This window comes from Capnocytophaga catalasegens, from assembly GCF_026005215.1.
GTDB classification, from domain to species: Bacteria; Bacteroidota; Bacteroidia; order Flavobacteriales; family Flavobacteriaceae; genus Capnocytophaga; species Capnocytophaga catalasegens.
In genome coordinates, this window is record NZ_BPMA01000021.1 from 23,848 (window position 1) to 48,678 (window position 24,831).

Consider the following 24,831-nt stretch of genomic DNA (forward strand, 5'->3'; position numbering starts at 1 on the left):
AAACCCCAAAACGAGCGTTTTCTATCTTTAACTAATTAGGCGAAGCTCCAATCTGAGTGGTTTCAGTTATTGTCATTTCGAGCGAAGTCGAGAAACTTACTATTTCTCTTAAAAAGGACTTCGACTTTGCTCAGCCTGACAAGTGAATGCCATTAACTTTTTAGTGAGACGAGACGTGTCTCGTCCCTACGGCATTAAAACCCAACATTTACCGTCAACGTGAATTGTTTTGGCGTTGGCAGCGATACCCCACCTGAACGATAATACTCGGGGTCTTGACCTTTAAGACGTTTGTCCGAATAAATCAAAAACGGATTGGTAACCTGCCCTCGTACATTAATGGTACTCAAGCCGAATTTCTTTGCATAATGTTCTGGAACGTTGTAACCAAGTGAAATGTTTTTCATTCGCACAAAACTTCCGTCGGCTACCCTATTTTGCGAATAATTATAAGTATTATACGCCCGTTCGATATTCTCCTCGCCAATAAGTCGGATTAAATCTTGCGAAGGCAACGCAGGAACTTCCGTTCGCCACTCATCACCTGGGGCAATCCATCGGTTGTAATATTCAGTTGAAAAAACGTTTAGGTCGGCAAAGGCTGGGTCGAACGACGGATTTAACCGAATTTTATTCCCCGCCTGTGCCGTGATGAAAAACGACAACTCCCAATTCTTATACTGAAAGGTGTTCGATAAACCACTATTCACATTTGGCTCAATCGAACCGTGATAAATCAAATACGTTTTAGAATACTGGGCGTCCAGAAAATCGGCTCCCGCAATGTTACCATACGCTCGGTTATTAAGCGGATACAAGCCAAAATCAAAAGTCGGTAATCCGTACGAATTCAAACCTTGATAGTTGAACGAAAAGAGCGACCCTTTCGGAAACCCAACGATGTTCCCGCGTCCTGCCCCAGCAACCATATCAAAGGTGTTGGGCGTATTAAGCAATCGGGTGATTTCCTGATTCATATAACTTATGGTAAAGTTGGTTGTCCATTTGAAATCGTCCGTCAAAATGTTTTTAGAATTTAAAGCCAATTCCACGCCTCGCGTACGCATATCGCCAAAGTTAGCGTATTTGTAGTACTGCCCACCCACGCCCGAAGTGCGGATAAGGTCAATCAGGTCGAACGAATTACGTTGATACACATCGATAGTTGCATTCAGGCGATTGTTGAAAAATCCGGCATCGATACCAATGTTTAATTCGTACATTTTCTCCCACGTAAGGTCGCGATTTTCCAAATGAAGGATACGCAGTGCATTTTCGCGGTCTTCAAATCGGAAACGATTTAAAATCTGGTTTTTGTACACCGCATTTGAGTTGATGGCTTGCTCGTTCATCTTGGCGGTAAGCCCATAACTGGCACGGAAAGCAAGGGTTGAGAAATAGTTTTGGTCTTTCATAAAACTTTCTTGGTCGATGTTCCATTTTCCACCAATATTCCAAGTAGGAAGCCATTGCGAACGACTGTTTCTACCTGCTGTATTCGACCCCTCGTAGTTAAGCACCGTGTTGAAAATATATTTTCCTTGGTAACCATACGTACCACTTAGTGAGAAAGTTACCCCGCGTTCGTATCGCTCCAAAAGCGAGAAATAATCGGTTCCTTCATTTAATAATTTTTGGAAAATAAGCGGATTGGTAAAGATTTGATTGCCTTTATCATACTGAATGCCGTATCCTTGAAACGGATTTACGCTACGGTCAGCCGAACGAATTTCGGCAAAGCCAAACCCTTTGATGTAGTGTTCGCCCAATTGTTTGTTGTAATCCAACGCAAAACGAGCTTGGTAACTTTTGAGGGTAGTTTCGGTTTTGTTGAAAATTCCGCCGTGAGTCAGCCCTACTTTGGGTTGCAAAAGCGGATTATCCTTGTCTTTTATCAGATAGATGTTCTGCTGAGCCACCCAAGGAGTTTCGTTGGCACGAAAAGCCTGAACTACATTTGAGCCTTCTTTGATGAAATGCGATGTCGCCGTAAAAGCTTGTCGTGTAGAAAGCAATACGGTTGCTTCCAAGTCGTTATTAAACTTATAAGAGGCTTCTCCTTGTATTTTGAAGTCTAACAGATTTATATTTAAATAATTATTTTGGTATTCGTTTAGAATATTAAACGGAGCCCAATTGTTGCGATAGTATTCCAACTCGCCATTACTGCTACGCGGACGAAGCGTTCGGCTAGTGGATAAAGCATAGGAAAAAGGATTGATGTCAAAGTCACGCTCGAACGAACCAATGGTAGTATTCTTGCGTTGCGTGAATGTTCCTGGGGCTTTTTGCTGACGCATATTTCCTTGTGCGGAAAGTGTCGTTTTGAATTTATCGTTGATGTAGAATGTATTTTTCAGATTAGCCGTGATGCGTTGTACATTGTCAGTAATTGTCCAGCCACCATCATTATAAAATCCGATAGAAGCATACGTTGTGGTGTTTTTGCCTCCGCCCGAAAAAGTGATGGTGTGATTTTGAATGGGATTAAGCGTAAAAAGATGATTAAACCAATCGGTATTGGTGTATTCGCGTTCTTTGAAGAAAGCTCGTTTACCTTCTTCTGTATTTTCATGGTAATACGTGCCTGTATTGGGGTTAATCGTGCTGATACCCTTATACCACTGATAATAAATACCACTGCGTCTGCCGTAAAGAGCATCGCGTAAACCGAAATACCCTTTGTTAGCCAGTTCTTGGTAAACGGACATTGTTTCTTGCGAATTTAACAAATCAAAATCTGCATACGAAGGTATCTGACGGAAACTTTGCTCGTAGGAATAGGTAATGCGATTTGGGGTGTCGCGTTTGCCCGATTTGGTTGTAATAACAATTACTCCGTTTAACGCTCTCGCCCCATAAACGGAAGTCGCCGAAGCATCTTTAAGTACTTGAATATCTTGAATATCGGTAGCATTGAGTCCGGCTATGGCAGAACTGATAAGAGTTACGGCATCGCCTGAAACCAATTGGTCAAGACTAAGAGAAACTAAGTCCTCATACACTGCTCCGTCGATAACCCACAGTGGTTGCACATTCCCAATGATGGAAGCTCCTCCGCGAATATTGATGCGTGGTGCCGAACCGAATGTACCCGTCACGTTTTGAATGGAAAGCCCTGCTACGCGTCCTTCGAGCATACGCGAAACATCTGCCACGCCGTCCATTTTTATTTCGTTCATCTTCACCGAAGCCGAAGCTCCCGTAAAAACACGACTTTTTATCTTCTGATAACCCGTAACAACCACCTCACCGAGCTGCTCAGTTTCTTCCTGAAGGGTAATTTTCAGATTATTGGACGTTATTTTTACTTTCTTCATCTGGAAACCAACATAGCTCACCTCCAATGTTTGCCCTTGTTCGCCTCTGATGGTAAATTTTCCTTCCATATCGGTAGTAACTCCCACATTTCTTTCTTTGAGAATTACAGTTGCCCCTAAAAGTGGTTCGCCTTTGGCGTCAGTAACTGTTCCTTTAATATCCGTCTGTGCCAATGCCCACTGCGAACATAACAAAAGTACGCTATATAGTAGTTTCTTTATCATTGATTGATTCATAAATGATAGATTTATTTTTCTAATGGGTTATCTTTACAATATTTAATAACCTTTTCTACAAATTCTTTGAATTCATTATATCCATTACCATCGTATGAAGTATATTTCCAACCATACCAAAAATCGCTATCAGAAATGAATTTACCTTCTTCATTAAACAACAAGGAGAAGAATTTCTTTATATTTTCTTCTTGTAAACCACTTGAAAAATGCCTCCCAATTCCATAATATATTTTTCCCGAATATGAACTCCTTTCTATCAAAACTCCAAAAAGATAATCATCTTTTTTCATTTTCAAAACTGCATTTGGATGATCTTTATGGTCTGTATTATTGATAATTTCATAGTTAGGAAAATCATTTTTTAACTTATAGTAACATTCTTTCAAAAATTCGACTTCTATTTGTGATTTAACCATTGCCAACTGATTTTTAACTCTTTCTATATCGTCTATTTTTTGATTTAAAACAGTGAGTTTTTCCTGTACCGAGTTTTCTTTGATATTTAATTGTGTTAATATTTCTTCTTGTAATTTTATATTCATTAGTTTTTGTATGGTTCTTAAATTAAAAAATCCTTCTAAATGGTCTGTATATTGTTCAATAGCACTTTTTAAGTGAATATCTTTAATTCGTATATTTGGTAAAATATCTTCTTTTAACCAATTCAATATATCGTCTTTAAAAGTCAGTTGAATATATCTTTTTTTTTCAAAATCGGTTCCTTTGTATTTTCCCCAACTTTCAGCTGTTGGCTCTTTCCTACCATCAGCTGAGAGATAAAGTACATAAATTTGATTATCTTTATATTGTGTTGTCAGTTTGTTGATATATTTTTCTATTTGTTTGTCTCGGTCAATGGCATTATGAATCTTATTCTCAAAAATAATGGTGTAATTTTTATCTTTTATAAGTATGTCAATTCTTCCTTTTTCGCAGGATATTGTTGGTTCTTGCACATTCAAACTGGAAAAATTATCGTTCTTTTTTTTAAGCAAACATAAAAAAGAATCTAATATCTGATAATTTTTATCGTTTTTTTGTTCTAACAAACGTCCTAAAATTCGGCTATGAGCATTTTCACCAGCTCTCAATAAATCAATAATGTTTATATGATAAGGTAACTTTGCTTCTTCTTCTTTAATTTTTCCAAAGATACTATCACAAAAATCATTAACTTCCGAAAATAGTTTCATTTCAGGATTTACTCCCGATGAACTTGTTGAACTCATATTACACTACTTTATCCTTTTTATAATAAATAACTTTTTGTTTTGAGTCTTGTTACCAATTTACCCCATTATCAATTGATATTTCTTCTCCTCATCAATGTTTTGTTCAGATATCAAATGATTTTTACTTGTTTCACTTATGTTTTGCCCTATTATCAACTGATATTTGTCTGTTTCATTAGTGTTTTTATCAAAATTGAATTAGGCGATGATCATTTCACCGGTGAAATGCCCTTCGCAGTATCTGCGATGAGTAATTCACCTCTGTTTTAACAAAAACCGAATCAGGCGAAACCCATTTCACTCGTGTTTTAAATAAAATACAATTTTATATTTGATGCGAGACAGGAAACGTCCTGTCCCTACTAAAACTTCACATTCACTCCTGAATAAATACCAAAAGGATGTCCTGCTCGTAAGCCCGAAGGATGCCGCGACACCAAATAAGTTTTATTCGTTAGGTTGATAGCGTTCAGCGTAAGTGTCAAATACTTATTCACACGAGCTCTCGCCGATGCATCAATAACGGTATGTGCAGGAATTTTGTTATGCTCCGCAATACGTCCCTGCCCAGGTGTGGTACGCATATCACCATTATAACGCACCCCGATATTCAGCTCAAAACCTTTGTACTCCGCCCCTAAACTCGCATTGAAGCTATGTTTGTTGATGTACGGAATTTCATCGCCCACAAACACACGTCCCCACGTATTTTCCTCGAAAGAATTAAGCATTTCGGTATCGGTATAGGTGTATGAAATCTGTAAAGGTAATTTGAATTTGCTCGTTTCGGGCATTGGTTGATAATGTACCAAAAATTCCGCTCCTTTTACTTTGGCTTCTCCCACATCGAATTGCTCCAATGTACCGCTACCTCCAGCTGCCGCCAAATCGCTTCCCAACATATTGCTATATTTGTTGTAAAAACCAATAAGTTCAGCAGTTAAGTTGTTGGTTGTATATCGAGTTCCTAATTCCCAATTCACGCTACTTTCAGGTTTTTGATTCATTCCTGCACTTGGTGGGGAAAATCCTTTATGAATGCCTGAAAATACTGACCAAACGGGCAAAATCTTGTAATGTATCCCCAAACTCGGAATGAAAACTCGTGCGTGATTATCTACCTCACGACGGATTTTCCCCGAACGGCGAACATCATTCTTTGTATAATCTTTTTTATGCAAATCGATGTCTTCGTAACGCAATCCAGCAGAAAGGGTAAGCGAACGATGAGTGATTTTCGTCAGTAAATACGAGGCTAAAGCAGTTGCCGAAGTAATTCGGTTGGCTTGTGAACCGTGAATTCCTGCAAGGAAAAGTTGCATTTGCCCGTCTTTTATGGAATAACTATCGTCCCACTGAAAGCGGTCTTCTGCATCGGCGTGATAACGTAACCCTGCTTCTACATCAAAGAAAGTTTCACCAATGTAGAAATGATAATCGGCTTTGGTTTGCAATCCTCTGGAAAAATAATCCCGATTGTTGGCTCGAACGATAAGTCCCTCACCGATGTAATCCGCTTTTCCTGTCAAAATATCAAAGTATAAATGATTAGTTTCGGGGTCTTCCAATACGGCATTGATAGAACGCTTTTCGGAAGAAGTAATTCCTGCTTTTACATCATTCAATTTATACCAATTTCGGTGGAATTTTGTATAATACGCATTGGAAGTTATCTTAAACTTTGAAGAAATGTTGATGATGTACGTCCCCACCCACTGCTGATGCTTGGTACTCATATTATCCATACGCGAACCTGCATAGCGAAGGAAAGGCGTTGTTTTGAAGTCGGCTTCGGAAACCCCTACGTAAGTTTCGTCAGAATTTTCGTCGGCATACCCAAATTTGAGTTCAAAAAAATGATTGACGCCCTCTTCTTTATCAGTTTTTGCCATCATTTTGGCGATAAAATCGTTGCGTTTGAAACCTGCGTGTTGGTTATCGGCAAACTTTTTAAACCCGTCGGACTGGTAACGCAAGTATTCCACTAAATATCCGAAATGTTTGCGTTTATCTCCCAAATTAAAATGACTTTTGAAGGTAGCATTTGTCCCGTAAGAAGTGGTAAGTTTTCCTGAAAATTTATTGGGAATAGGCGTGGAAACCATATTGATAGCTCCACCAGTAGTGAAAGGACCATATTGCACTTGACTACTTCCTTTAAGAACCTCAACGGCACTCATCCGAGCCGCATTGGGGAAATAATACGCCGCTGGAGCAGAATACGGAGCAGGTGCCGCCAAGATGCCGTCTTCCATCAGGGTGATTTTTTCGCTTCGTTCGGCTTTGGTTCCTCGCAAACTGATATTAGGACGAAGCCCATAACCATCTTCCTCATAACTATTTACACCAGGTACGGCTTTGAGCATTCGGTTGATGTCGGTATAACCCAATTTTACGATTTCGGCAGGTGAAATGTAATACGCTGACCCTGTTCTGTTTCGAGCTTGGAATTTACTTCCTAATATTTGGTTGGCATTGATAACCACTTCCTCTAACTGTTGAATGGTATCTTTTTTAGCAGTTTGAATTTCTTGAGAAAAAGCCTTCGTCGATACCATTAGAGTGAATATAGCGAGTATTTTTCTTGAACCCATTGATTTTGGTAATTTATTTAGATTAAATCGGGTGCAAATTTAAAACTTATTTAGATTAAAAACAAATTATAATCGCTTTTTTTTTTTAAATTATTTTTAAAGCTTATCTAAACCTACTGATATTTATGCAATTACACTTTAAACAAATATCCATTTAAGTCAAACAAAAGTTCTTTTAAAACAAAAGAAAATTATGTTTTCTCGACTTCATTAAGACTGACAAAAAGAGAAAGCTTTTGTTTTTGGTAAAAAGGTTAAGTAAATTGTTATTATAAAATTATTATTTATGTATTGAACTTTGAAGAATCAAAAAATTTATCTCATAACTCTAATAAAACAAAAATTGCATTTAATCAATCGAATATACCAACTAAACTTTCTTTACAAATTTTCTTCCTTAATTATTTAAAATATGTATCTTTGCCCCAAAGAATTTTTTTCTAATTTATTTATTAAAAATATGAAAAAAATAAAGCATTTTTTCATTCCATTAGCTATTCTGACAGGATTTTTATTGCTAATTATTGTAGCAAGTCGGTATTTTTATACCCGTTTCGATTTAACTTATGACAAAAGATATACACTTTCTGAAACTACCCAAGAAGTATTACAAAAAGTACAACATCCTATCATTATTGATGTGCTAATGAAAGGCAATATTCCTGCTGAGTATAAGCGTTTACAAAGCGAAACTTTACAACTTTTGGAAGAATATCGGTCAAAAAATAAAAATATTATTTTCAAGTTTTCTAATCCGTTAAATGATGACAATAATGCAGACAAAATTTTACAAGAACTGACCTACTATGGACTACTTCCTGTACAGATAACCACTGCACAAGAAGGGAAAACATCACAAGAATATATCTTTCCTTGGGCAATTGTTAACTCAGGGGAAAAATCTGAAAAAGTTGCGCTTCTAAAAAATAAATTAGGAGCTTCTGATCAAGAACGTATTCAATTTTCTGTCCAAAATTTGGAATATGCTTTCACTGATGCCATTCACAAAATTTTACTCCAAAAACAAAAAAATATAGCCATTTTAAAAAGTAATGGTACACTTTCTGATATTCAAATGGCTGATTTTTTACAATTAGAAGGTGAATATTATAACTTAGCTCCTTTTACACTAGACTCTGTGGCTACCAATCCTGAGAAAACCTTAAAACAATTATCTGATTATCATCTATTTATAATTCCGAAACCGACTCTCCCTTTCTCTGATGCCCAAAAACAAATTATTGACCAATATATAATGCAAGGTGGGAGAATACTCTGGCTAATAGACCAAGTAGCTGTAAATTTGGAAGATATGTATGAAAACAATGGCAGAACAATGGCCATGCCGCTAGATTTGAACTTAGGTGATTTATTTTTCAAATATGGATTTCGTATCAATTATGATTTGGTTAATGACTTGTATTTCACACAAATAGTTGTAGCTCAGGGAGATGGAAGCCAAACTCGTTACACTCCTATTCCTTGGTTGTACAATCCAATGATTTTACCTAAGAATAATCACTTAATAAACAATAATTTAGATGCTATTCGACTACAATTTGCCAGTGGAATTGATACTCTTGCCAACAGCATTAAAAAACATATTTTGCTAACTTCATCAGCTCTTTCTAAATTAGAAGGAACTCCACGTGAAATTCGTTTGGAAACTTCTTCAAAATCAATGGACAAAAATGGATATGTACAAGGAAATTACCCTATTGCTGTACTCTTGGAAGGAAATTTCACTTCAGTTTACAAAAATCGAGTAAAACCCATTGATTTACAAAATACAATATCTGACGGAAAATATTCCAAAATGATTATCATTTCTGATGGAGATATTATTCGAAATGATATCAGCAAAGGAGAGCCTCTTGAACTCGGTTATGACAAATGGACAAACAATTATTACGATAACAAAGCATTCTTGCAAAATTGTGTCAATTATTTACTTGATGATACAAATTTTTTACAACTTCGTAATAAAAAAGTATCATTAGCTTTCTTAGACAAGAAAAAACTCACCAACGAATATAAGCAAAAATGGCAAATTTTGACTCTTTTTCTCCCAATACTACTTATCATATTATTGGGAGTAGTTATACAATTTTGGTATCGAAAAACATTTGTTTCAGCTAAAAAAACTCATTAGTTTTGTATGACTTTTTTGATGAATTCTGGATCTTAAAGAATTTTTTTCAAAATATTTTTCATAAAAAATTGTAGGATAATAAAAAAATTAGTACTTTTGTCAAATCTTATCAGACTAATCCATTTTTGATATATGAAATTTATAGTATCTAGTTCGTATTTATTAAAAAAATTGCAAGTAATCGGTGGAGTTATCAACTCAACCAACACGATGACTATATTAGATAATTTTTTATTTGAATTATCTGAAAATCAACTAATTGTATCTGCCTCTGACTTGGAAACGACCATAAAAGGTGTTATCGAAGTAGAGTCTGACTCACAAGGTAGCATAGCTGTCCCTTCTAAGTTGCTCATTGATACACTCAAAACTTTCCCTGAGCAACCATTAACTTTTATTGTAAAAGAGAATAACACTATTGAAATTAGCTCAAACAATGGGAAATATTCGTTAGCATATCTTGATGGAGCTGATTTTCCAAAAGCTATTGAAATTCCTGATGCAAATAAAGTTACTATCTTAGGCGATATTTTGGCAACAACTATTCAAAAAACTATTTTTGCTACTGGGAATGACGATTTACGACCTGTTATGAGTGGCGTATTTTTTGATTTTTCTCCAAAAGGACTTATTTTTGCAGCTACTGATGCTCACAAACTGGTTGAATATCGCAGAAGTGATGTACAAGCACAACAAGAATCTCAATTTATTATGCCCAAAAAGCCATTGAACTTGCTTAAAGGTATCTTGGCGGGTAGCGAAAGTGAAGTTCAAATAGAATACAACGAAAATAATGCAAAATTTATTTTTGATGGCTTAGAATTCATTTGTAGGTTAATTGATGGAAAATACCCTAATTATGATGCTGTTATTCCAAAAGAAAATCCTAACAAATTGATTATCAATAGAGCGCAATTTTTGGGTTCTGCCCGACGTGTTTCCATTTTTTCAAGTAAAACAACGCATCAGATTCGTTTGAAAGTGGCTGGAACATCATTACAAATTTCCGCCGAAGATGTTGATTATAGTAATAAAGCTATTGAAACACTTACTTGTAATTATGAAGGAGATGATATGGAAATTGGTTTCAATTCAAAATTCTTAATTGAAATGTTGAATAATTTATCATCTGATGAGGTAATGCTTGAAATGTCACTCTCTAACAGACCTGGACTATTGACTCCTGTAGATGGGCTTGACCAAGGCGAAAAAGTAGTTATGCTTGTTATGCCTATAATGCTCAATAGCTAAAAAATACTGATTTCATTTTTATATTAAACAAAAAAATAAGTAATTTTCAAGGATTACTTATTTTTTTTAAATTTTTCTTATCTGAAGAAAATACATTTCGTATTGTTATTTCGTCTTTTTCAAGTTGATGTTTTAAAGCTTCTATTGATACAAATTTTTGTTCCTCACGAATATACTTATACAAATAAATAGTAAGGTTTTTACCATATAAATCACTTTCAAAATCAAAAAAATGTACTTCAATGGAGCTTTGTTTTCCATCTATTGTAGGATTATTGCCTATATTCATCATTCCAAAGATTTTTTTCCCGTTCATAATGGTAAAAATAGCATATACTCCATCTTTTGGAATTAATTTATAATTAGCTGATAATTTGATATTTGCTGTAGGAAATGTTAGTTTTTTTCCAAGTTTTTTTCCGTGGATTACCTCTCCAGAAAATGAAAAAAAATACCCCAAATACGCATTAGCTTCTGGTATTTTCCCTTCTTCCAATGCTTTACGAATTTTGGTAGAACTCACCGCTACTTCATTTATTTCTTGGGCAGGTATTTCTTCTACTTCAAAATTATACTTTTTACCAAAATGCTGTAAATCAGTAATATTAGCTGTTCTATCTTTGCCAAAACGATGGTCATAACCAATAATAATTTTTTTGACTTGCAATTTTTCAACTAAAATCATTTTGACAAAATCTTCTGGAGATAGGTCAGCAAAATTTTTATCAAAAGATTGAATTACAAGCTGTTGTATTCCCAAATTTTGCAACATTATAGCTTTTTCCTCAATTGTTTGAATTTGTTTAGGAGCTGTATTCGGTTGCAAAATCATTTTCGGATGTGGAAAAAATGTAAAAATAGTAGGTATCAAGTCATTTTTTTGTCCTGAATCAATTATCTTTTCAATGATTTTCTGATGTCCCAAATGCACTCCATCAAATGTTCCTATAGTAATTACAGAACCTTGTTGAGTTGTAAAATTCCAAACATTTGTAATAATTTTCATTATATTTTCAAACTAACTTTTTAGCATTTTTCACCCCCTGACTTGTAATTGCTATTTTGATAACCTCTTCCATTTCTGTAACATAGTGTAATGTTAATCCTTTCAGATATTCTTCTTTTATTTCTTTAATATCTTTTTCGTTATCTCTACAAAGAATAATTTCTTTAATTCCAGCACGTTTGGCAGCAAGAATCTTCTCTTTAATACCTCCTACTGGTAAAACTTTTCCTCGAAGGGTTATTTCTCCTGTCATTGCCAAATGTTTTTTTACCCGTTTTTGAGTAAAAAGAGACATCAATGAGGTTAACATTGTAATTCCTGCACTAGGACCATCTTTAGGAGTAGCACCTTCGGGTACATGAATATGAATATTATATTTATCAAATATCTGATTATCAAGACCAAATCTATCTGTATTTGCTTTAATATATTCTAAAGCAATGGTTGCCGATTCTTTCATTACTTGACCTAAATTTCCGGTAATGGTCAGATTTCCTTTTCCTTGTGATAAAGCTGATTCTATGAATAATATATCACCTCCTACGCTTGTCCAAGCCAATCCTGTAACAACTCCTGCTACTTCGTTATTTTCATATTTATCACGTTCCATACGAGCTGGACCAAGTATTTCTTCCAAATTTTCAGTCGTTATTTTTGAATTAAAATCTTCTTCCATTGCAATAGATTTTGCTCCAAAACGAACTACTTTGGCTATTTGCTTTTCCAGTCCTCTTACCCCCGATTCTCGTGTATATCCTTCTATAATACGTTCTATTTCTTTTTTACCAAGAACTATTTGATAGTTTTTCATTCCATGCTCTTCAATTTGCTTAGGAAGCAAATGTCGCTTGGCTATTTCCACTTTTTCTTCTATGGTATAACCTGTTACGTTAATAATCTCCATTCTATCTCGAAGTGCAGGCTGAATTGTATTCAAATCATTAGCAGTTGCTACAAACAAAACCTTAGATAAGTCATATCCTATTTCGAGGAAGTTATCATAAAATTCACTATTTTGCTCAGGGTCAAGTACTTCAAGCATAGCAGAAGAAGGGTCACCGCTGTAATTATTTCCACTAAGTTTATCTATTTCGTCAAGTACGAATACAGGATTGGACGTTCCTGCTTTTTTTAATAATTGAAGTATTCGTCCAGGCATTGCTCCTATATATGTTTTACGATGCCCACGTATTTCAGCCTCATCACGAAGTCCACCAAGAGACATCCGTACATACTCGCGCCCTAAGGCTTTTGCTATTGATTTTCCAAGTGAAGTTTTTCCAACCCCAGGAGGTCCATACAAGCATAAAATGGGCGATTTCATATCATTACGAAGTTTCAAAACTGCTAAATATTCTATTATTCGGCGTTTTACTTCTTCCAATCCATAGTGATCTTTATCAAGGATTTTTTGCGCCCGTTTCAAGTCAAAATTATCCTTAGAAAACTCATTCCAAGGTAGTTCCAAAAATAAATCCAGATAATTACGCTGTATTCCATAATCGGGTGATTGTGGATTGGTTCGTTGCATTTTGGAAAGTTCTTTCTCGAAATGTTCCTTAATCTTTGTATCCCATTTTTTATCTTTGGCTCGTCGTTTCATTTCTTCTACATCAGCTTCATATGATACACCCCCCAATTCTTCTTGAATGGTTTTCATTTGTTGATGTAAAAAATAATCACGTTGTTGCTTATCTAAATCTAACCGAACTTTTGATTGAATATCATTGCGAAGTGTAAGTTTTTGCAATTCCAAATTCATATATTTCATCGCGGTCAGACCTCTGTCCAATAACTTGCTTTGTTCGAGAATTTCTTGTTTTTCACTCACAGACAAATTCATATTAGACGAAACAAAGTTAATCAAAAATGCCCCACTTTCAATATTCTGAATAGCGAAAGAAGCCTCACTTGGTATATTTGGATTTTCCTTTATCATACGAATAGCAAGGTCTTTGATTGACTCTATCATTGCTATAAATTCATCATCTTGTGGAGTTGGTCGCTCTTCTAAAATATCTTTAATTTTGGCTTTCAGATAAGGTTTTTCTTGGATAATTTCATCTATTTCAAAACGTTTTTTACCTTGAATAATAATTGTTACATTACCATCTGGCATTTTTAAAACTCGTAAAATACGAGCCGTAGTCCCCACTGGATAAATATCTTCCAAACGAGGTTCTTCTGTATTTTCATCTCGCTGTGCCACAACACCAATCATTCGATTACCTACATAAGCATCATTAATTAGCTGAATAGAAGCATCTCTTCCTGCTGTAATAGGGATAACTACACCAGGGAAAAGTACCGTATTTTTCAGTGGAAGGATGGGTAGTATTTCTGGTGAAGATTCTTTTTGTATTCGCTCTTCATCTTCAGAAGTCATTAGCGGAATAAATTCTGCATCAGCTTCGAAATCTTCTTCAAATGACAAATTGTCAAAATTTCCTATTTTCATACTTTCTATATACAAATTTTCTGCTATTTTGTCATTATTTTTTAAAAAAAATATAACAAAATATTTTTTTATCAATTATAATTTATTGATTTTCAAATCATTTAGAATTTTTATCCTAAGATAAACTAAGAATGAAATTCAATTTTTATGCCAAAAATATATTTATTAAAAAAGAAAAAAGAACCTCCCAAAAAGAAGTTCTTTTCATAAAAAATGTTCTGATAATTTTATTTCAACCATAAAAATGGAACATACATGCTAAATTGTACTGATACGTTTTGCCCATTTTTCTTAGCAGGAATAATATCTTTGACATTGGCAAGCATTTCACTAGCAGGACCCGTTAAGCGGTTATCCCCCTCTATGCTACTTACTTCTATTTTGCCTTCTTTATTTACAATAAAAGTAGCAAAAACTTCACCTTTAATCAAACCTATTTTTTTCTCATAACTAGGCATTTGTTCAACTACTTGTCGAGAAATTTCCCCCATAAAACATTCGAAAGTAAACTCTTCAAGTCCTTCACAAACCTTAAATGCTGGTTTCACATCAGTATTATGATACTCATAAACTTGTGCTTGTAGTTTATTTATCATCAATACAAAAAAGCACATAAAAACGAATTTTTTCATATTTTTTCTTTTGAAATGTGGGTGCAAAAGTATAAATATTTTTAATCAAATCCAAATTTTTTAACATTTTTATTTAAAAATCATTTCAATTTTTATTTTTTACTCCAAAATTTACGTTTTATCCATTGAAAAAATGTAACTTGCACCTCTTTAAATTTATCAAAAAATGACCATAGCTGTAGTTATTTTAAATTGGAATGGTAAAGCATTATTAGAAAAATTTTTGCCTTCAGTTGTGCAATATTCACCAGAGGCTACCATTTATATAATGGATAATGCCTCAATTGATGATTCTGTTTCATTTGTAAAAGAAAAATTTCCAAATGTTATCGTCATTCAAAATATAAAAAATGATGGCTATGCCAAAGGTTACAACACAGCCTTACAACAGATAAAAGCTGATATCTACTGCCTGTTGAATTCGGATATTGAAGTTACACCAGATTGGTTATCACCTATTTTACATATCTTTGAAAATCAAAAAGATACAGCTGTTATTCAACCTAAAATATTGGATTATAGTAACAAAAAATATTTTGAATATGCTGGTGCTGCAGGCGGTTTTATAGATAAATACGGATTTGCATTTTGTCGTGGGCGAATTTTCTATACAATTGAACCTGACGAGGGACAATATGATGACTCTATTCCTATTTTTTGGGCTTCAGGTGCTTGTTTTTTTATTCGCTCTGAAGTTTTTCATCTATTAGGTGGTTTTGATGAAGATTTTTTTGCCCATCAAGAGGAAATAGACCTTTGCTGGCGAATACATCAAATGGGAAAAAAAATACTCTACACTCCTGAAACTAAAGTTTATCACGTAGGAGGAGCTACACTTTCAAATCAAAATTCGTTCAAAACATATCTGAATTTTCGTAATGGATTGTTTTTACTCCTGAAAAATTTACCTAAAAAACAACTTTTCTCTGTTATTTTTATACGAATGCTTCTTGATAGTTTGGCTGGAATATTTTTCTTACTTCAAGGAAAATTTTCATTCACATGGTCAATTATAAAAGCACATATTGATTTTTATAAAAAAATATCGTATTTCTACAAAAAACGAAGAAATATCAATCAAAAACCTTATTTTTTCACAAAATCAATCATTTTAACCTATTTTTTTAACAATAAAAAACGTTTTGATAATATTTAATTTACAAATAATATCGTACCTTTGCCTCATCAAATAATACGAAACATTAAATAGCTTTTTATATGAAAAAGATTGCATTATTCGTCTTGGGTGGAATGCTTACTATTTCGTGCGTTTCTAACAAAAAATACGCAGAACTCCAAGATCAGCTTAAAAACACCGAAGATTTATTGAACTCTGCTACAGTCAAACTCAATAGCTGTTTGAAAGAAAAAGAAATACTTTCTTCGGAAAATCAACTCTTGAAAAAGAGTAATGACGGGTTGATGTCTAATTTAGACAATATCACAATGCTTACCAAAAAAGGAGCAGATAATTTAGAGAAATCATTGGAAAGTCTTCGTGAAAAAGACTTGACTATCAAAAACTTACGCGATGCTGTAACACGTAGAGATTCTATCAATTTGGCTCTTGTACAGAGTCTCAAAGGTGTATTGGGTAACTTAGACGACCAAGATATTACTGTACAAGTAGAAAAAGGAGTTGTGTATGTTTCTATCTCGGATAAACTTCTGTTCAGTAGTGGAAGCTACAACGTAACGCCACGAGCAAGAGAAGTTTTAGGTAAAGTAGCCAAAGTAGTTAATAACAAACCTGATTTTGAATTTATGGTTGAAGGACATACCGATAATGTCCCTATCAAAACAGCAAGCATCAAAGACAATTGGGATTTGAGCGTACTTCGTGCAACTGCCGTTGTTCGTATTTTACAAGAAGATTTTGGGGTAAGTCCAGCACGAATGACTGCCGCAGGGCGTAGCGAATACATTCCTGTAACTAATAATAGTACTGCTGATGGACGGGCTCTAAATCGTCGTACAAGAATTGTTGTATTACCTAAACTTGATCAATTCTATTCTATGATTGAAGAAGGAATGAAAGATCCTAAAATTAATTAGTATTAGAACATTTTTTTTCATAGTTTTTAGATTTCTTGAAAAACGTCTGATATTTAATCAGACGTTTTTTGCTTCATATAAAAATATTTTATACCTTTGCCTTCAGATATAACTCTAATTTTTTAATTCAATGAAAAAATTTATTGCCTTGTCACTCTTATTGAGTTTAATAGCTTGCAAAACAGAAGAAAAACGTCCTGAATATGCGATTGTATCAGGAAAAACAGCAAATCTCGGTGAAACTTCTATACAAGTAATTTTGAATAGAGAACTTGTTAAAAAAATACCTTTAAATAATGATGGAACTTTTCAAGATACTATACAAAATATAGGGAAATCTTATAGTTATTTCTTTTTTATTGATGGAAAAGGAATTCCTGTTTATTTGCAAAATGGCACTAATTTGGTCTTTGATTTTGAAAATGACATTACTTCTGCTAAAATAAGTGGTATTAATGCACAAAACACACACTATCTAATAGCAAAAAATACTTTTCTTAATGAGAAAATTAATGCTACAAACAATAGTTTATTCGGTCAAAAACCTCAAGAATTTAAATCAAATCTAAATTCGTATCTTGATGTTCTTCGCAAAAAAATTGATTCTTTTGGTTTCGAGAAAAAATTTGCTGAAAACGAAAAAAAATGGCTTGATTATCATTTTATCCAAGTACTTAATATCTATCCCGAATATAATGAGATGTTCTCTCAAACAAAGCCAACACTTCCTGAAGATTTCTATGCAGAACGAAATAATCTGAATTACGACAATTCCGATGATTACGACAAACTTACTTCGTATCAGAGTTTAGTACAAAATCATTTTTTTTCAATGGTTTCAAATCCAAATGATACTCAACAAATTCAAAAAGTAATTGATAAATTAAAAAATACAAAAGCTCAAAATATCAAAACAGATATTATAAAAGCTTTGGCTACTTTAATTACTCCTAATGGAAGTACTAACGATTTGATTTACAACTTTGTCAATGAAAATATTTCAGATGTAGAATTTAAAGAAAACGTAAAAAAAGAATACGAAAGTTTTAAAAAACTAGCAGCTGGAACTCCTTCTCCTTCATTCAATTATGAAAATTACAAAGGTGGTAAAACTTCTTTGGAAGACCTTCGAGGGAAAATCGTATATATTGATATTTGGGCTACTTGGTGTATGCCTTGTCGTCAAGAAATTCCTTATATGAAAGAATTAGAGAAAGAATTTCACGGAAAACCTATTGAATTTGTTAGTATTTCTATTGATGATAAAAATGATTATGACAAATGGCGAGAATTTATTGCTACTAATAATCTTAAAGGAATACAATTATTTGCCGACAATTCGTGGAAATCACAGTTCGCAGAAGACTACGTTATTAAAGGAATTCCTCGTTTTATATTGTTAGATAAAGAAGGAAAAATTATCAACGCAGATGCCCTTCGTCCATCTGACCCAGCTACAAAAGATTTACTATATAATCTTTTATAGTTTTAACAATTACAAGAAAAATGTTTTTCCCTTTTCGTTACAGAAAATTATTTTGGGTAATAACCATTATTTTGATGGATAGTACTTTATTTTCTCAATCGAATGGGGAAAGATTTTTTTTGCCCAAAAATGACGATTATTACTTAAATTTTATCCTTGCCACTGACACTCTCATTCCACAAAAGAAACAAATAGTCGTTAGCGTATTTATCAAAAAAGAATTTGCGACACTTACCGATAAGGAACATTTTGCACCATATAATTTTTTAAAAATTAGAGACTTACGAAATAGAAATCTATTGGATAGTATTCCATATTATTTAGATAAAATTCACTTGAAAGAGCAACAAACAGAATTTTATTTTTTGAAAATTTTGGAGAATTTACGAGTAGAAACATCAAAAAAGAATAGTATCTCACACGATATTATCGCTAAAACTCTAAAAATAATAGAATCTGCTGATGAGAAAAATAGCAAAGTGACTTATAAGTTTTTCGAAGAATTAGCAAAATTCTGTTTTATCAATAAAAATTATGAAAAAGCACAAGTGTATTCTCAAATCTATTTTGATAAAAATATTTTTAATAAAAGTAAAGTTGTACAACAACGTTTTTATGACATACAATGCTTAATTGCTATTGCAAAAAATGACTCCACAAATCTAAAAAAGTATATGAACAAAGCCATTGATTTGGCTAAAAAAAACAATGATAAAGAGGCACTAATTCGTGCCAAAGAATTTGAATCACAATACAATATATTGACAAATAACCAAAAAGAATCTTTGATACAAACCCAAGAAAGTTATCATTTTTTCAAAAAGAAAGAAAGATTAGAACCTTCAATGGCAAATAATTTAGCATATACTTTTTTAAAAAATAATAAATTGGATTCGGCTATATATTATTTTAAAGAAGCGATTATTCTTTCAAGACAAAACACTAATAATCAAGAAAATACAAACAATTATCTCAAAGGTCTTTCAGAAACTTATGCTTTGCAAAAAGATTATCAAAATGCTTATAATTCTTTAAAAACAGCCTATTCTCTTGAGAAAGAACAAGAAGAAAAACTTCAAGCACAAAAAATTGATTCGCTTTTGATTCAATATGAAACCAAAAAGAAAGAACAAGAAATCAAAATATTACGTTTGAATAATGAATTAAACAATAAAACTATTTTTCAGCAAAAAATTATTTTCTTTGGTGCTTTTCTGTTCATTTCATTGTTATCAATAGGTGTTTATATTTTGTATAATCGAAAATTTCTTAATGAGAAAAACGAAAAATTACAAATTGAAAATGCTCGGTTACTTCTGGAACAGAAAACCAGACAAATGCAACTCAACCCGCATTTCATCTATAATGCTATTGCCAACTTACAAGGACTTATCAGTCAAGAAGAAAAAATAGAAGCTAATAGATATTTGGTTAAACTTTCTAATTTTATTCGTAAAATATTAGAAATCAACAGACAAGAATATATTTCTTTGAATGAAGAAATAGAAATTTTAGAGAACTATTTACAATTACAACAGATACGTTTTAGTGATAGTTTCGATTATGAATTTATTACGGATTTAGATCCAGAAACCTGCATTATTCCACCAATGCTCATACAGCCTTTTATTGAAAATTCGGTAGAACACGGCTTTAAAAATCTTCCTTACAAAGGACACTTACAAATACATTTTTATTCGGAAGATAACAAACTAAAAATAAACATTCGAGATAATGGTTGGGGAATTCAAACACCTAAAAATGTTACTAAAAAATCTCTATCCAAAATTATCATTCAAGAGCGTTTAGATTTACTTTTTAATCACAATGGCAAAAAATTAGCTTATTTCATATCTCAACCTATTGAAGAAAACGAAAAAACAGGATATATTGTAACTATTTACCTCCCACTTATACTGGAAAAATAAAACATTTTTAATACGATACAAAATGAAAGTATATATTTTGGAAGATGAAATCAAGATATTGAAATATATCATCTCATTGGTAGAGACTTCCCCTTATTTGCAAATAATTGGTTATTCTTCACAAATAGAGAAAGCTCAGTATGAAATTCCAATACTAAAACCAGAACTTATTTTGTCGGATATTCAATTAAGCGATGGTAGTAGTTTTTCTTTGTTTGAAAAAATCGACATCTCTGATAGTCAAATAATATTTATCACCGCTTACAACCAATTTGCTATTGATGCGTTGAATTTAGGAGCATTTGCTTATTTACTAAAACCTATTGATGAAGAGCTTTTTAATAAAACGATTGAGCGTTGCTTTCATAAGCAAGAACAACATAAGTTTGACAAGAATCGTTTTGAATTGATGTCTAACTATTCTACCAAACAAACCATCAACAAAATTGCTCTCAAAAGTTTTGATTACACACAAATTATATCTATTTCAGCTATTATTTATTGCCATAGTGATAAAGGTTATACGACTTTTTACTTAGAAAATAATACTAATATTGTTGTCTGTAAAGTCTTAAAAGAATACGAAACACTTTTACCCAAAGATATTTTTATTCGCTGTCATCAATCTTACTTGGTTAATGTCAATTATATAAGTAAATATTACAAAGACGGCAATTTGGAATTGACAAATAAAAAATTAATACCCGTTTCGGAACGACGTAAAGAATTCGTTCTCGATTTTTTAAATCATTTAATATGATAAATCCAATAGTTTTTCACCTGAACAAAAGCAAATATTGGTTTATTGCCAACGAATATTAAATAATAACTACCGAATATTGATTTATTTCCAAAGGTATTTATATAACGAATACCTTTGCCAAAGAATTATTAGATAACTTAATATTAACTTTTTTAAAATTTAATTCATTATGAAAAATATCTATTTATTTTTTGGTTTTTTCGCGTTAATTCTTTCTGTAACGTTAACTTCGTGCGGCGATGGAAATCTTTGTTACATCGACAACCCGACTGATAAAGAGTTATCCATAACTCTTGATGAACAAACAATGTCAATAGCTCCTTTTGAAACAAAAAAAATGAAACTTTCATCTGGTACTCATTCGCTAAAACTAAAGAATGGTGATGGAAAAAAGTTTGAAATTACTGAAAAATCATTGATAAATCCAACAGAATCTATGTATTGCATTGAAACTGTTGTTTATGGTCAGGGAGCTACTACCAACAAAACAGTAGTCATTGATGATTATGAATTTGAAGGTAATATAACAATACATTCAGATATTATAATTCCCATTGGCAAAGTAGATTTATTCCTCAATACACCTTTTCCTTCGGAAGTAACTACTTCACGAGGTGGTGTTTCCAAAAAAATGACGAAAATTTTCCGAAAAGCGGATTTTTTAAAAGAATATACAGAATAATAATCTAAAAAATCAAATTATGGGCTTATTAGATAACAATGTTACAACAACATATATCGAAGGAAAGGTTGATTTAAAAGAATTATATGAGGTTCTGAAAGAAAAATTGGGAGATAAATATCAAGTAAAATATCTTGAAAAAGGAAATGTCGCCCAACAAATGATGGGAGGAGAGAGTTTCGACCAGATTTTTATTGCTAAAAATGCTTATCATCGCACACTTATTTCTACTTTAGTCGTTCCTACCTTAGATTTAACCAAAGAGGAAACTATCTTGACTTTCAATCGGGAAACTTTAAAATGGTGGCTCAATATATTGCATTCGCAAACAGGTTTTATCGGAGCTACAATCATTCGTACTATTTACGGAAGCAATATACCTTTTGACCAAGATATTTTGGAGGCTTTGAAAAGTAAATTTCCACTTAAAGAACGAACACAAAATATGGGAATATCTACTCTTTGGAAAAAAGATAATTCAAATGAGATAAAAAATTGATTCTTTTTATTAAGAGGCACCTCTGTAAAGGGTGTCTCTTAATGTTCTATAAAAACACCAAGAAAATGAATTTATCTGAAATAAAACAAATTATTTTACAAGAAAGCCTACGTGAAAAAAGAATTATTATTCGGAATGGTATCCTTGTATTGATGTTGGTAGTGATTTTAGGATTTTTGATAATACAATTTGCTTTACCTTTTATCACACAATACATAAAAAATGCTATTTCCGAAGTTAATGACAATAAATCATTTGGTACGTATTTCAAAATTATTTTTGTTGTAATAGCCTTGTTATCAATTTATTATCAGTTAATAAAACTATTACCTGTCTTTAATCGACAAAAAAATATTAACAAGGTATTTTCTCTCATCAAGTCAGGAAAAAAATGTAATATAATCAATGAAACAACTATTTATTTGACTATTATTCCTTTATATAGAATTAAATTGAAATTAGACCCCATTACATTCTTAGAAGTTACTATTGGGAAAAATAATTTTCAATTACCTATAAACAAAATACTTTCTCCTGATATAAAGAGAGGATTAAGTAATGCCAATTCTACTCATTATCAAAGTATAATGTCGGAATTGTATAATAAAAATGAAATAGAAAAATCATCTGAAATTATCACTACAAAACTAAAACCTTTATCAGAATTCAAACAATTTGCCGAAAAAGAGTTTTCGCAAGAACTTTCTTCTATGGAAAAAAATAGAAGTAAAGGAAAAAGTATGCTTTATGTTCAATCTGTGGTGATTTTTATTTTTTTAAGTAGTATGATATATTTCTTTTTTACCAATAAAATACAAATTACCTATTCACAAGATATTTTTATACTTACTGGTTATGTGGTTGCTTTTTCGGTACTGATAGGATTAGTTTCATATATCTATGCTAAAAAGAATATGGCAGGAACAATTGATTTTACTCAATTCAAAAACATAATTTTCAATAGATTAGTACAATATATCAATCCTAGTTTTGAATATATTGAAAAATCACATATCGGACTTACTGAATTTTTAGATTCAGGATTGTTCAAAACAAAAAATTATACAATAAATGGAGCCGACCAAATAATAGGAAAATATAACGGAGTACCTTTTCAATCTTGCAATTTAGCCGTTACATTTCGTCCAAATTTTCGAGATGAAAAACAAGCAGATGATACGATTTTCTATGGAAATTATTTTGTAGCACGTTTTCCAAAAAAATTTGAAGGTTCAGTTCTTATATACTCCAAAAAAGATTTTTTATCAGATATAAAAGACAATGAAATAGGCTCTTACTTAAATATTTCAGATACGAAAATCCGTTTAGAAGACCCTGATTTTCAGAAACAATTTGAAGTATATTGCCATAATCAAATTGTAGCTCGGTACGTACTTACACCTTCTTTTATAGAACTTATAAAAAAAATAAATATTCAAAACAAAGGTAATATCTACATATCTATCAGTCAAAATAATATTGTTATTGCTACAAACAAAAGAAATGCATCTATGTATGGAAATACTACTTATAAAATATTTTCTACTAAAATAGATTTGGAACTTCTAAATAATATTTATCAAGAACTTATAGGTCAGTTACAAATGATAGATACTTTAAAGCTACTTACATAAATAATTACTAAATCTTATATCGAAAAATTCGTTTTCAAAATATATCAAAGCTTTTAACCAAAAATGTTTAATCAAATAATAATAACAATGATTTTATACATCTTACTTGGACTTGTTATCTTAACTATTTTTACTACGATAACATTATTTAACAAACTTTCTTTGAAAAGAAATCAGATAGAAAATGCCATTTCTTCATTAGACGCTCTATTTATCCAACGTGCAGATTTGATTCCCAATCTAATAACCATAGTACGGCAATACGTCACTTTTGAAAAAGAAGTCTTAGAGAAAATTACCAAATTACGCAGACCTACACAACCTACCAAAGAAGAAAATCCGTATCTACAACCCGAAGAAAGTAGTACTACACTTAAACAAATTATGGTACAGGTTGAAAATTATCCTGAACTTAAAGCCAATGAACAATTCAACCACTTACAAAATACTTTCAATGAATGTGAAGCGCAAATCTCAGCAGGCAGACGATTTTTAAGTGCTTCTATAACAGACTATAACGACAGTATAATTACATTTCCATCAAATATTATTGCCAAAATTTTCAAATTCGACAAATACCAATGGCAATATGCAACTGATACTCAACGCATGGCTTTACAAGCCTCAAGATTGTTTCAGTAAAAAATAACTTAGCAGTCATAAGATTTATTGTTTTTAATATAATAAATTATATAAAAAATTTGTATTTGATATTTTATAATTGTTAAACAAATATAGTCGATTGACTATTCAACTCCAAAAATAATAATTTTAATGAGTATTCTATCATTTTTTGAGATTTAGAATAACATTTTGTTTTCCGCTTAAATCGTACCAAATAATGCCTGATCAAACTATTAAATCCCTCAATAGTGTATGTTTCAGATTTACTTTGGCAC

The 24,831-nt window shown here is 32.3% G+C and carries 17 protein-coding genes and 1 pseudogene; 11 read left to right on the top strand and 7 right to left on the bottom strand.

The annotated features are described in order from the left end of the window. Nucleotides 1-194: 194 nt before the first annotated feature. The 3 genes from OO775_RS06935 to OO775_RS06945 form a co-directional block, all read right to left on the bottom strand. Nucleotides 195-3,557: a SusC/RagA family TonB-linked outer membrane protein gene (locus tag OO775_RS06935; RefSeq protein WP_264846356.1), complete on the bottom strand. Its 3,363-nt coding sequence runs from the start codon at nucleotides 3,555-3,557 to the stop codon at nucleotides 195-197. An 11-nt stretch (nucleotides 3,558-3,568) separates the two neighbouring features. After that, the gene (locus tag OO775_RS06940; protein ID WP_264846357.1) at nucleotides 3,569-4,789 is read right to left on the bottom strand and encodes a PDDEXK-like family protein; all 1,221 of its coding nucleotides are present in this window, start codon (nucleotides 4,787-4,789) and stop codon (nucleotides 3,569-3,571) included. A gap of 365 nt (nucleotides 4,790-5,154) precedes the next feature. Next, nucleotides 5,155-7,386 (bottom strand): TonB-dependent receptor family protein, encoded by a 2,232-nt coding sequence (locus OO775_RS06945; protein ID WP_264846358.1) that lies wholly within the window; start codon nucleotides 7,384-7,386, stop codon nucleotides 5,155-5,157. A 460-nt stretch (nucleotides 7,387-7,846) separates the two neighbouring features. Between OO775_RS06945 and gldG the strand changes: the two genes are divergently transcribed. Continuing rightward, the gene (gldG, locus tag OO775_RS06950) at nucleotides 7,847-9,538 is read left to right on the top strand and encodes a gliding motility-associated ABC transporter substrate-binding protein GldG (protein WP_264846359.1); all 1,692 of its coding nucleotides are present in this window, start codon (nucleotides 7,847-7,849) and stop codon (nucleotides 9,536-9,538) included. 132 nt (nucleotides 9,539-9,670) lie between these two features. Next, nucleotides 9,671-10,789 carry a DNA polymerase III subunit beta gene (gene dnaN, locus OO775_RS06955; RefSeq protein ID WP_264846360.1) on the top strand — a complete coding sequence of 373 codons (1,119 nt, stop codon included), beginning with the start codon at nucleotides 9,671-9,673 and terminating at the stop codon, nucleotides 10,787-10,789. Nucleotides 10,790-10,835: 46 nt separating this feature from the next. Here dnaN and OO775_RS06960 read toward each other — a convergent pair whose 3' ends face one another. The 3 genes from OO775_RS06960 to OO775_RS06970 form a co-directional block, all read right to left on the bottom strand. After that, nucleotides 10,836-11,795 (bottom strand): bifunctional riboflavin kinase/FAD synthetase, encoded by a 960-nt coding sequence (locus OO775_RS06960; protein WP_264846361.1) that lies wholly within the window; start codon nucleotides 11,793-11,795, stop codon nucleotides 10,836-10,838. Between the two features lie 7 nt (nucleotides 11,796-11,802). Then, nucleotides 11,803-14,253: an endopeptidase La gene (gene lon, locus OO775_RS06965; RefSeq protein ID WP_264846362.1), complete on the bottom strand. Its 2,451-nt coding sequence runs from the start codon at nucleotides 14,251-14,253 to the stop codon at nucleotides 11,803-11,805. A gap of 227 nt (nucleotides 14,254-14,480) precedes the next feature. Then, nucleotides 14,481-14,885 (bottom strand): hypothetical protein, encoded by a 405-nt coding sequence (locus OO775_RS06970; RefSeq protein ID WP_264846363.1) that lies wholly within the window; start codon nucleotides 14,883-14,885, stop codon nucleotides 14,481-14,483. A 166-nt stretch (nucleotides 14,886-15,051) separates the two neighbouring features. On the opposite strand from OO775_RS06970, the gene OO775_RS06975 reads away from it, so the two are divergent. The 9 genes from OO775_RS06975 (at nucleotide 15,052) to OO775_RS07015 (ending at nucleotide 24,574) form a co-directional block, all read left to right on the top strand. Beyond that, on the top strand, nucleotides 15,052-16,041 hold the full coding sequence (locus OO775_RS06975; protein WP_264846364.1) for a glycosyltransferase family 2 protein: 990 nt from the start codon (nucleotides 15,052-15,054) through the stop codon (nucleotides 16,039-16,041). A gap of 62 nt (nucleotides 16,042-16,103) precedes the next feature. Beyond that, on the top strand, nucleotides 16,104-16,940 hold the full coding sequence (locus OO775_RS06980) for an OmpA family protein (protein ID WP_264846365.1): 837 nt from the start codon (nucleotides 16,104-16,106) through the stop codon (nucleotides 16,938-16,940). A gap of 130 nt (nucleotides 16,941-17,070) precedes the next feature. Continuing rightward, nucleotides 17,071-18,426 (top strand): TlpA family protein disulfide reductase, encoded by a 1,356-nt coding sequence (locus tag OO775_RS06985; RefSeq protein ID WP_264846366.1) that lies wholly within the window; start codon nucleotides 17,071-17,073, stop codon nucleotides 18,424-18,426. 20 nt (nucleotides 18,427-18,446) lie between these two features. After that, nucleotides 18,447-20,354, top strand: coding sequence for a sensor histidine kinase (locus tag OO775_RS06990; protein ID WP_264846367.1), 1,908 nt, complete (start codon nucleotides 18,447-18,449; stop codon nucleotides 20,352-20,354). 22 nt (nucleotides 20,355-20,376) lie between these two features. Then, the gene (locus OO775_RS06995) at nucleotides 20,377-21,114 is read left to right on the top strand and encodes a LytR/AlgR family response regulator transcription factor (RefSeq protein WP_264846368.1); all 738 of its coding nucleotides are present in this window, start codon (nucleotides 20,377-20,379) and stop codon (nucleotides 21,112-21,114) included. A gap of 172 nt (nucleotides 21,115-21,286) precedes the next feature. Beyond that, nucleotides 21,287-21,799, top strand: coding sequence for a dehydroquinate synthase/iron-containing alcohol dehydrogenase family protein (locus OO775_RS07000; protein ID WP_264846369.1), 513 nt, complete (start codon nucleotides 21,287-21,289; stop codon nucleotides 21,797-21,799). A 19-nt stretch (nucleotides 21,800-21,818) separates the two neighbouring features. Beyond that, nucleotides 21,819-22,298, top strand: coding sequence for a hypothetical protein (locus tag OO775_RS07005; RefSeq protein WP_264846370.1), 480 nt, complete (start codon nucleotides 21,819-21,821; stop codon nucleotides 22,296-22,298). A 65-nt stretch (nucleotides 22,299-22,363) separates the two neighbouring features. Beyond that, nucleotides 22,364-23,932 (top strand): DUF3137 domain-containing protein, encoded by a 1,569-nt coding sequence (locus tag OO775_RS07010; protein WP_264846371.1) that lies wholly within the window; start codon nucleotides 22,364-22,366, stop codon nucleotides 23,930-23,932. Between the two features lie 87 nt (nucleotides 23,933-24,019). Beyond that, on the top strand, nucleotides 24,020-24,574 hold the full coding sequence (locus OO775_RS07015) for a LemA family protein (RefSeq protein WP_264846372.1): 555 nt from the start codon (nucleotides 24,020-24,022) through the stop codon (nucleotides 24,572-24,574). 82 nt (nucleotides 24,575-24,656) lie between these two features. On the opposite strand, the pseudogene OO775_RS07020 reads toward OO775_RS07015, so the two are convergent. After that, nucleotides 24,657-24,831 (bottom strand): annotated as a pseudogene (locus tag OO775_RS07020) (IS1 family transposase); the annotation flags it as partial.

Bases quoted from the DNA above. Each gene is read 5' to 3' on its own strand.
- gldG (WP_264846359.1), top strand. From the start codon at position 7,847: ATGAAAAAAATAAAGCATTTTTTCATTCCATTAGCTATTCTGACAGGA.
- OO775_RS06980 (WP_264846365.1), top strand. From the start codon at position 16,104: ATGAAAAAGATTGCATTATTCGTCTTGGGTGGAATGCTTACTATTTCG.
- OO775_RS06935 (WP_264846356.1), bottom strand. From the start codon at position 3,557: ATGAATCAATCAATGATAAAGAAACTACTATATAGCGTACTTTTGTTA.
- OO775_RS07015 (WP_264846372.1), top strand. From the start codon at position 24,020: ATGATTTTATACATCTTACTTGGACTTGTTATCTTAACTATTTTTACT.
- OO775_RS06975 (WP_264846364.1), top strand. From the start codon at position 15,052: ATGACCATAGCTGTAGTTATTTTAAATTGGAATGGTAAAGCATTATTA.
- OO775_RS06985 (WP_264846366.1), top strand. From the start codon at position 17,071: ATGAAAAAATTTATTGCCTTGTCACTCTTATTGAGTTTAATAGCTTGC.
- OO775_RS07000 (WP_264846369.1), top strand. From the start codon at position 21,287: ATGAAAAATATCTATTTATTTTTTGGTTTTTTCGCGTTAATTCTTTCT.
- lon (WP_264846362.1), bottom strand. From the start codon at position 14,253: ATGAAAATAGGAAATTTTGACAATTTGTCATTTGAAGAAGATTTCGAA.
- OO775_RS06970 (WP_264846363.1), bottom strand. From the start codon at position 14,885: ATGAAAAAATTCGTTTTTATGTGCTTTTTTGTATTGATGATAAATAAA.
- OO775_RS07010 (WP_264846371.1), top strand. From the start codon at position 22,364: ATGAATTTATCTGAAATAAAACAAATTATTTTACAAGAAAGCCTACGT.
- OO775_RS06960 (WP_264846361.1), bottom strand. From the start codon at position 11,795: ATGAAAATTATTACAAATGTTTGGAATTTTACAACTCAACAAGGTTCT.
- OO775_RS06940 (WP_264846357.1), bottom strand. From the start codon at position 4,789: ATGAGTTCAACAAGTTCATCGGGAGTAAATCCTGAAATGAAACTATTT.
- OO775_RS06945 (WP_264846358.1), bottom strand. From the start codon at position 7,386: ATGGGTTCAAGAAAAATACTCGCTATATTCACTCTAATGGTATCGACG.
- OO775_RS07005 (WP_264846370.1), top strand. From the start codon at position 21,819: ATGGGCTTATTAGATAACAATGTTACAACAACATATATCGAAGGAAAG.
- dnaN (WP_264846360.1), top strand. From the start codon at position 9,671: ATGAAATTTATAGTATCTAGTTCGTATTTATTAAAAAAATTGCAAGTA.
- OO775_RS06995 (WP_264846368.1), top strand. From the start codon at position 20,377: ATGAAAGTATATATTTTGGAAGATGAAATCAAGATATTGAAATATATC.
- OO775_RS06990 (WP_264846367.1), top strand. From the start codon at position 18,447: ATGTTTTTCCCTTTTCGTTACAGAAAATTATTTTGGGTAATAACCATT.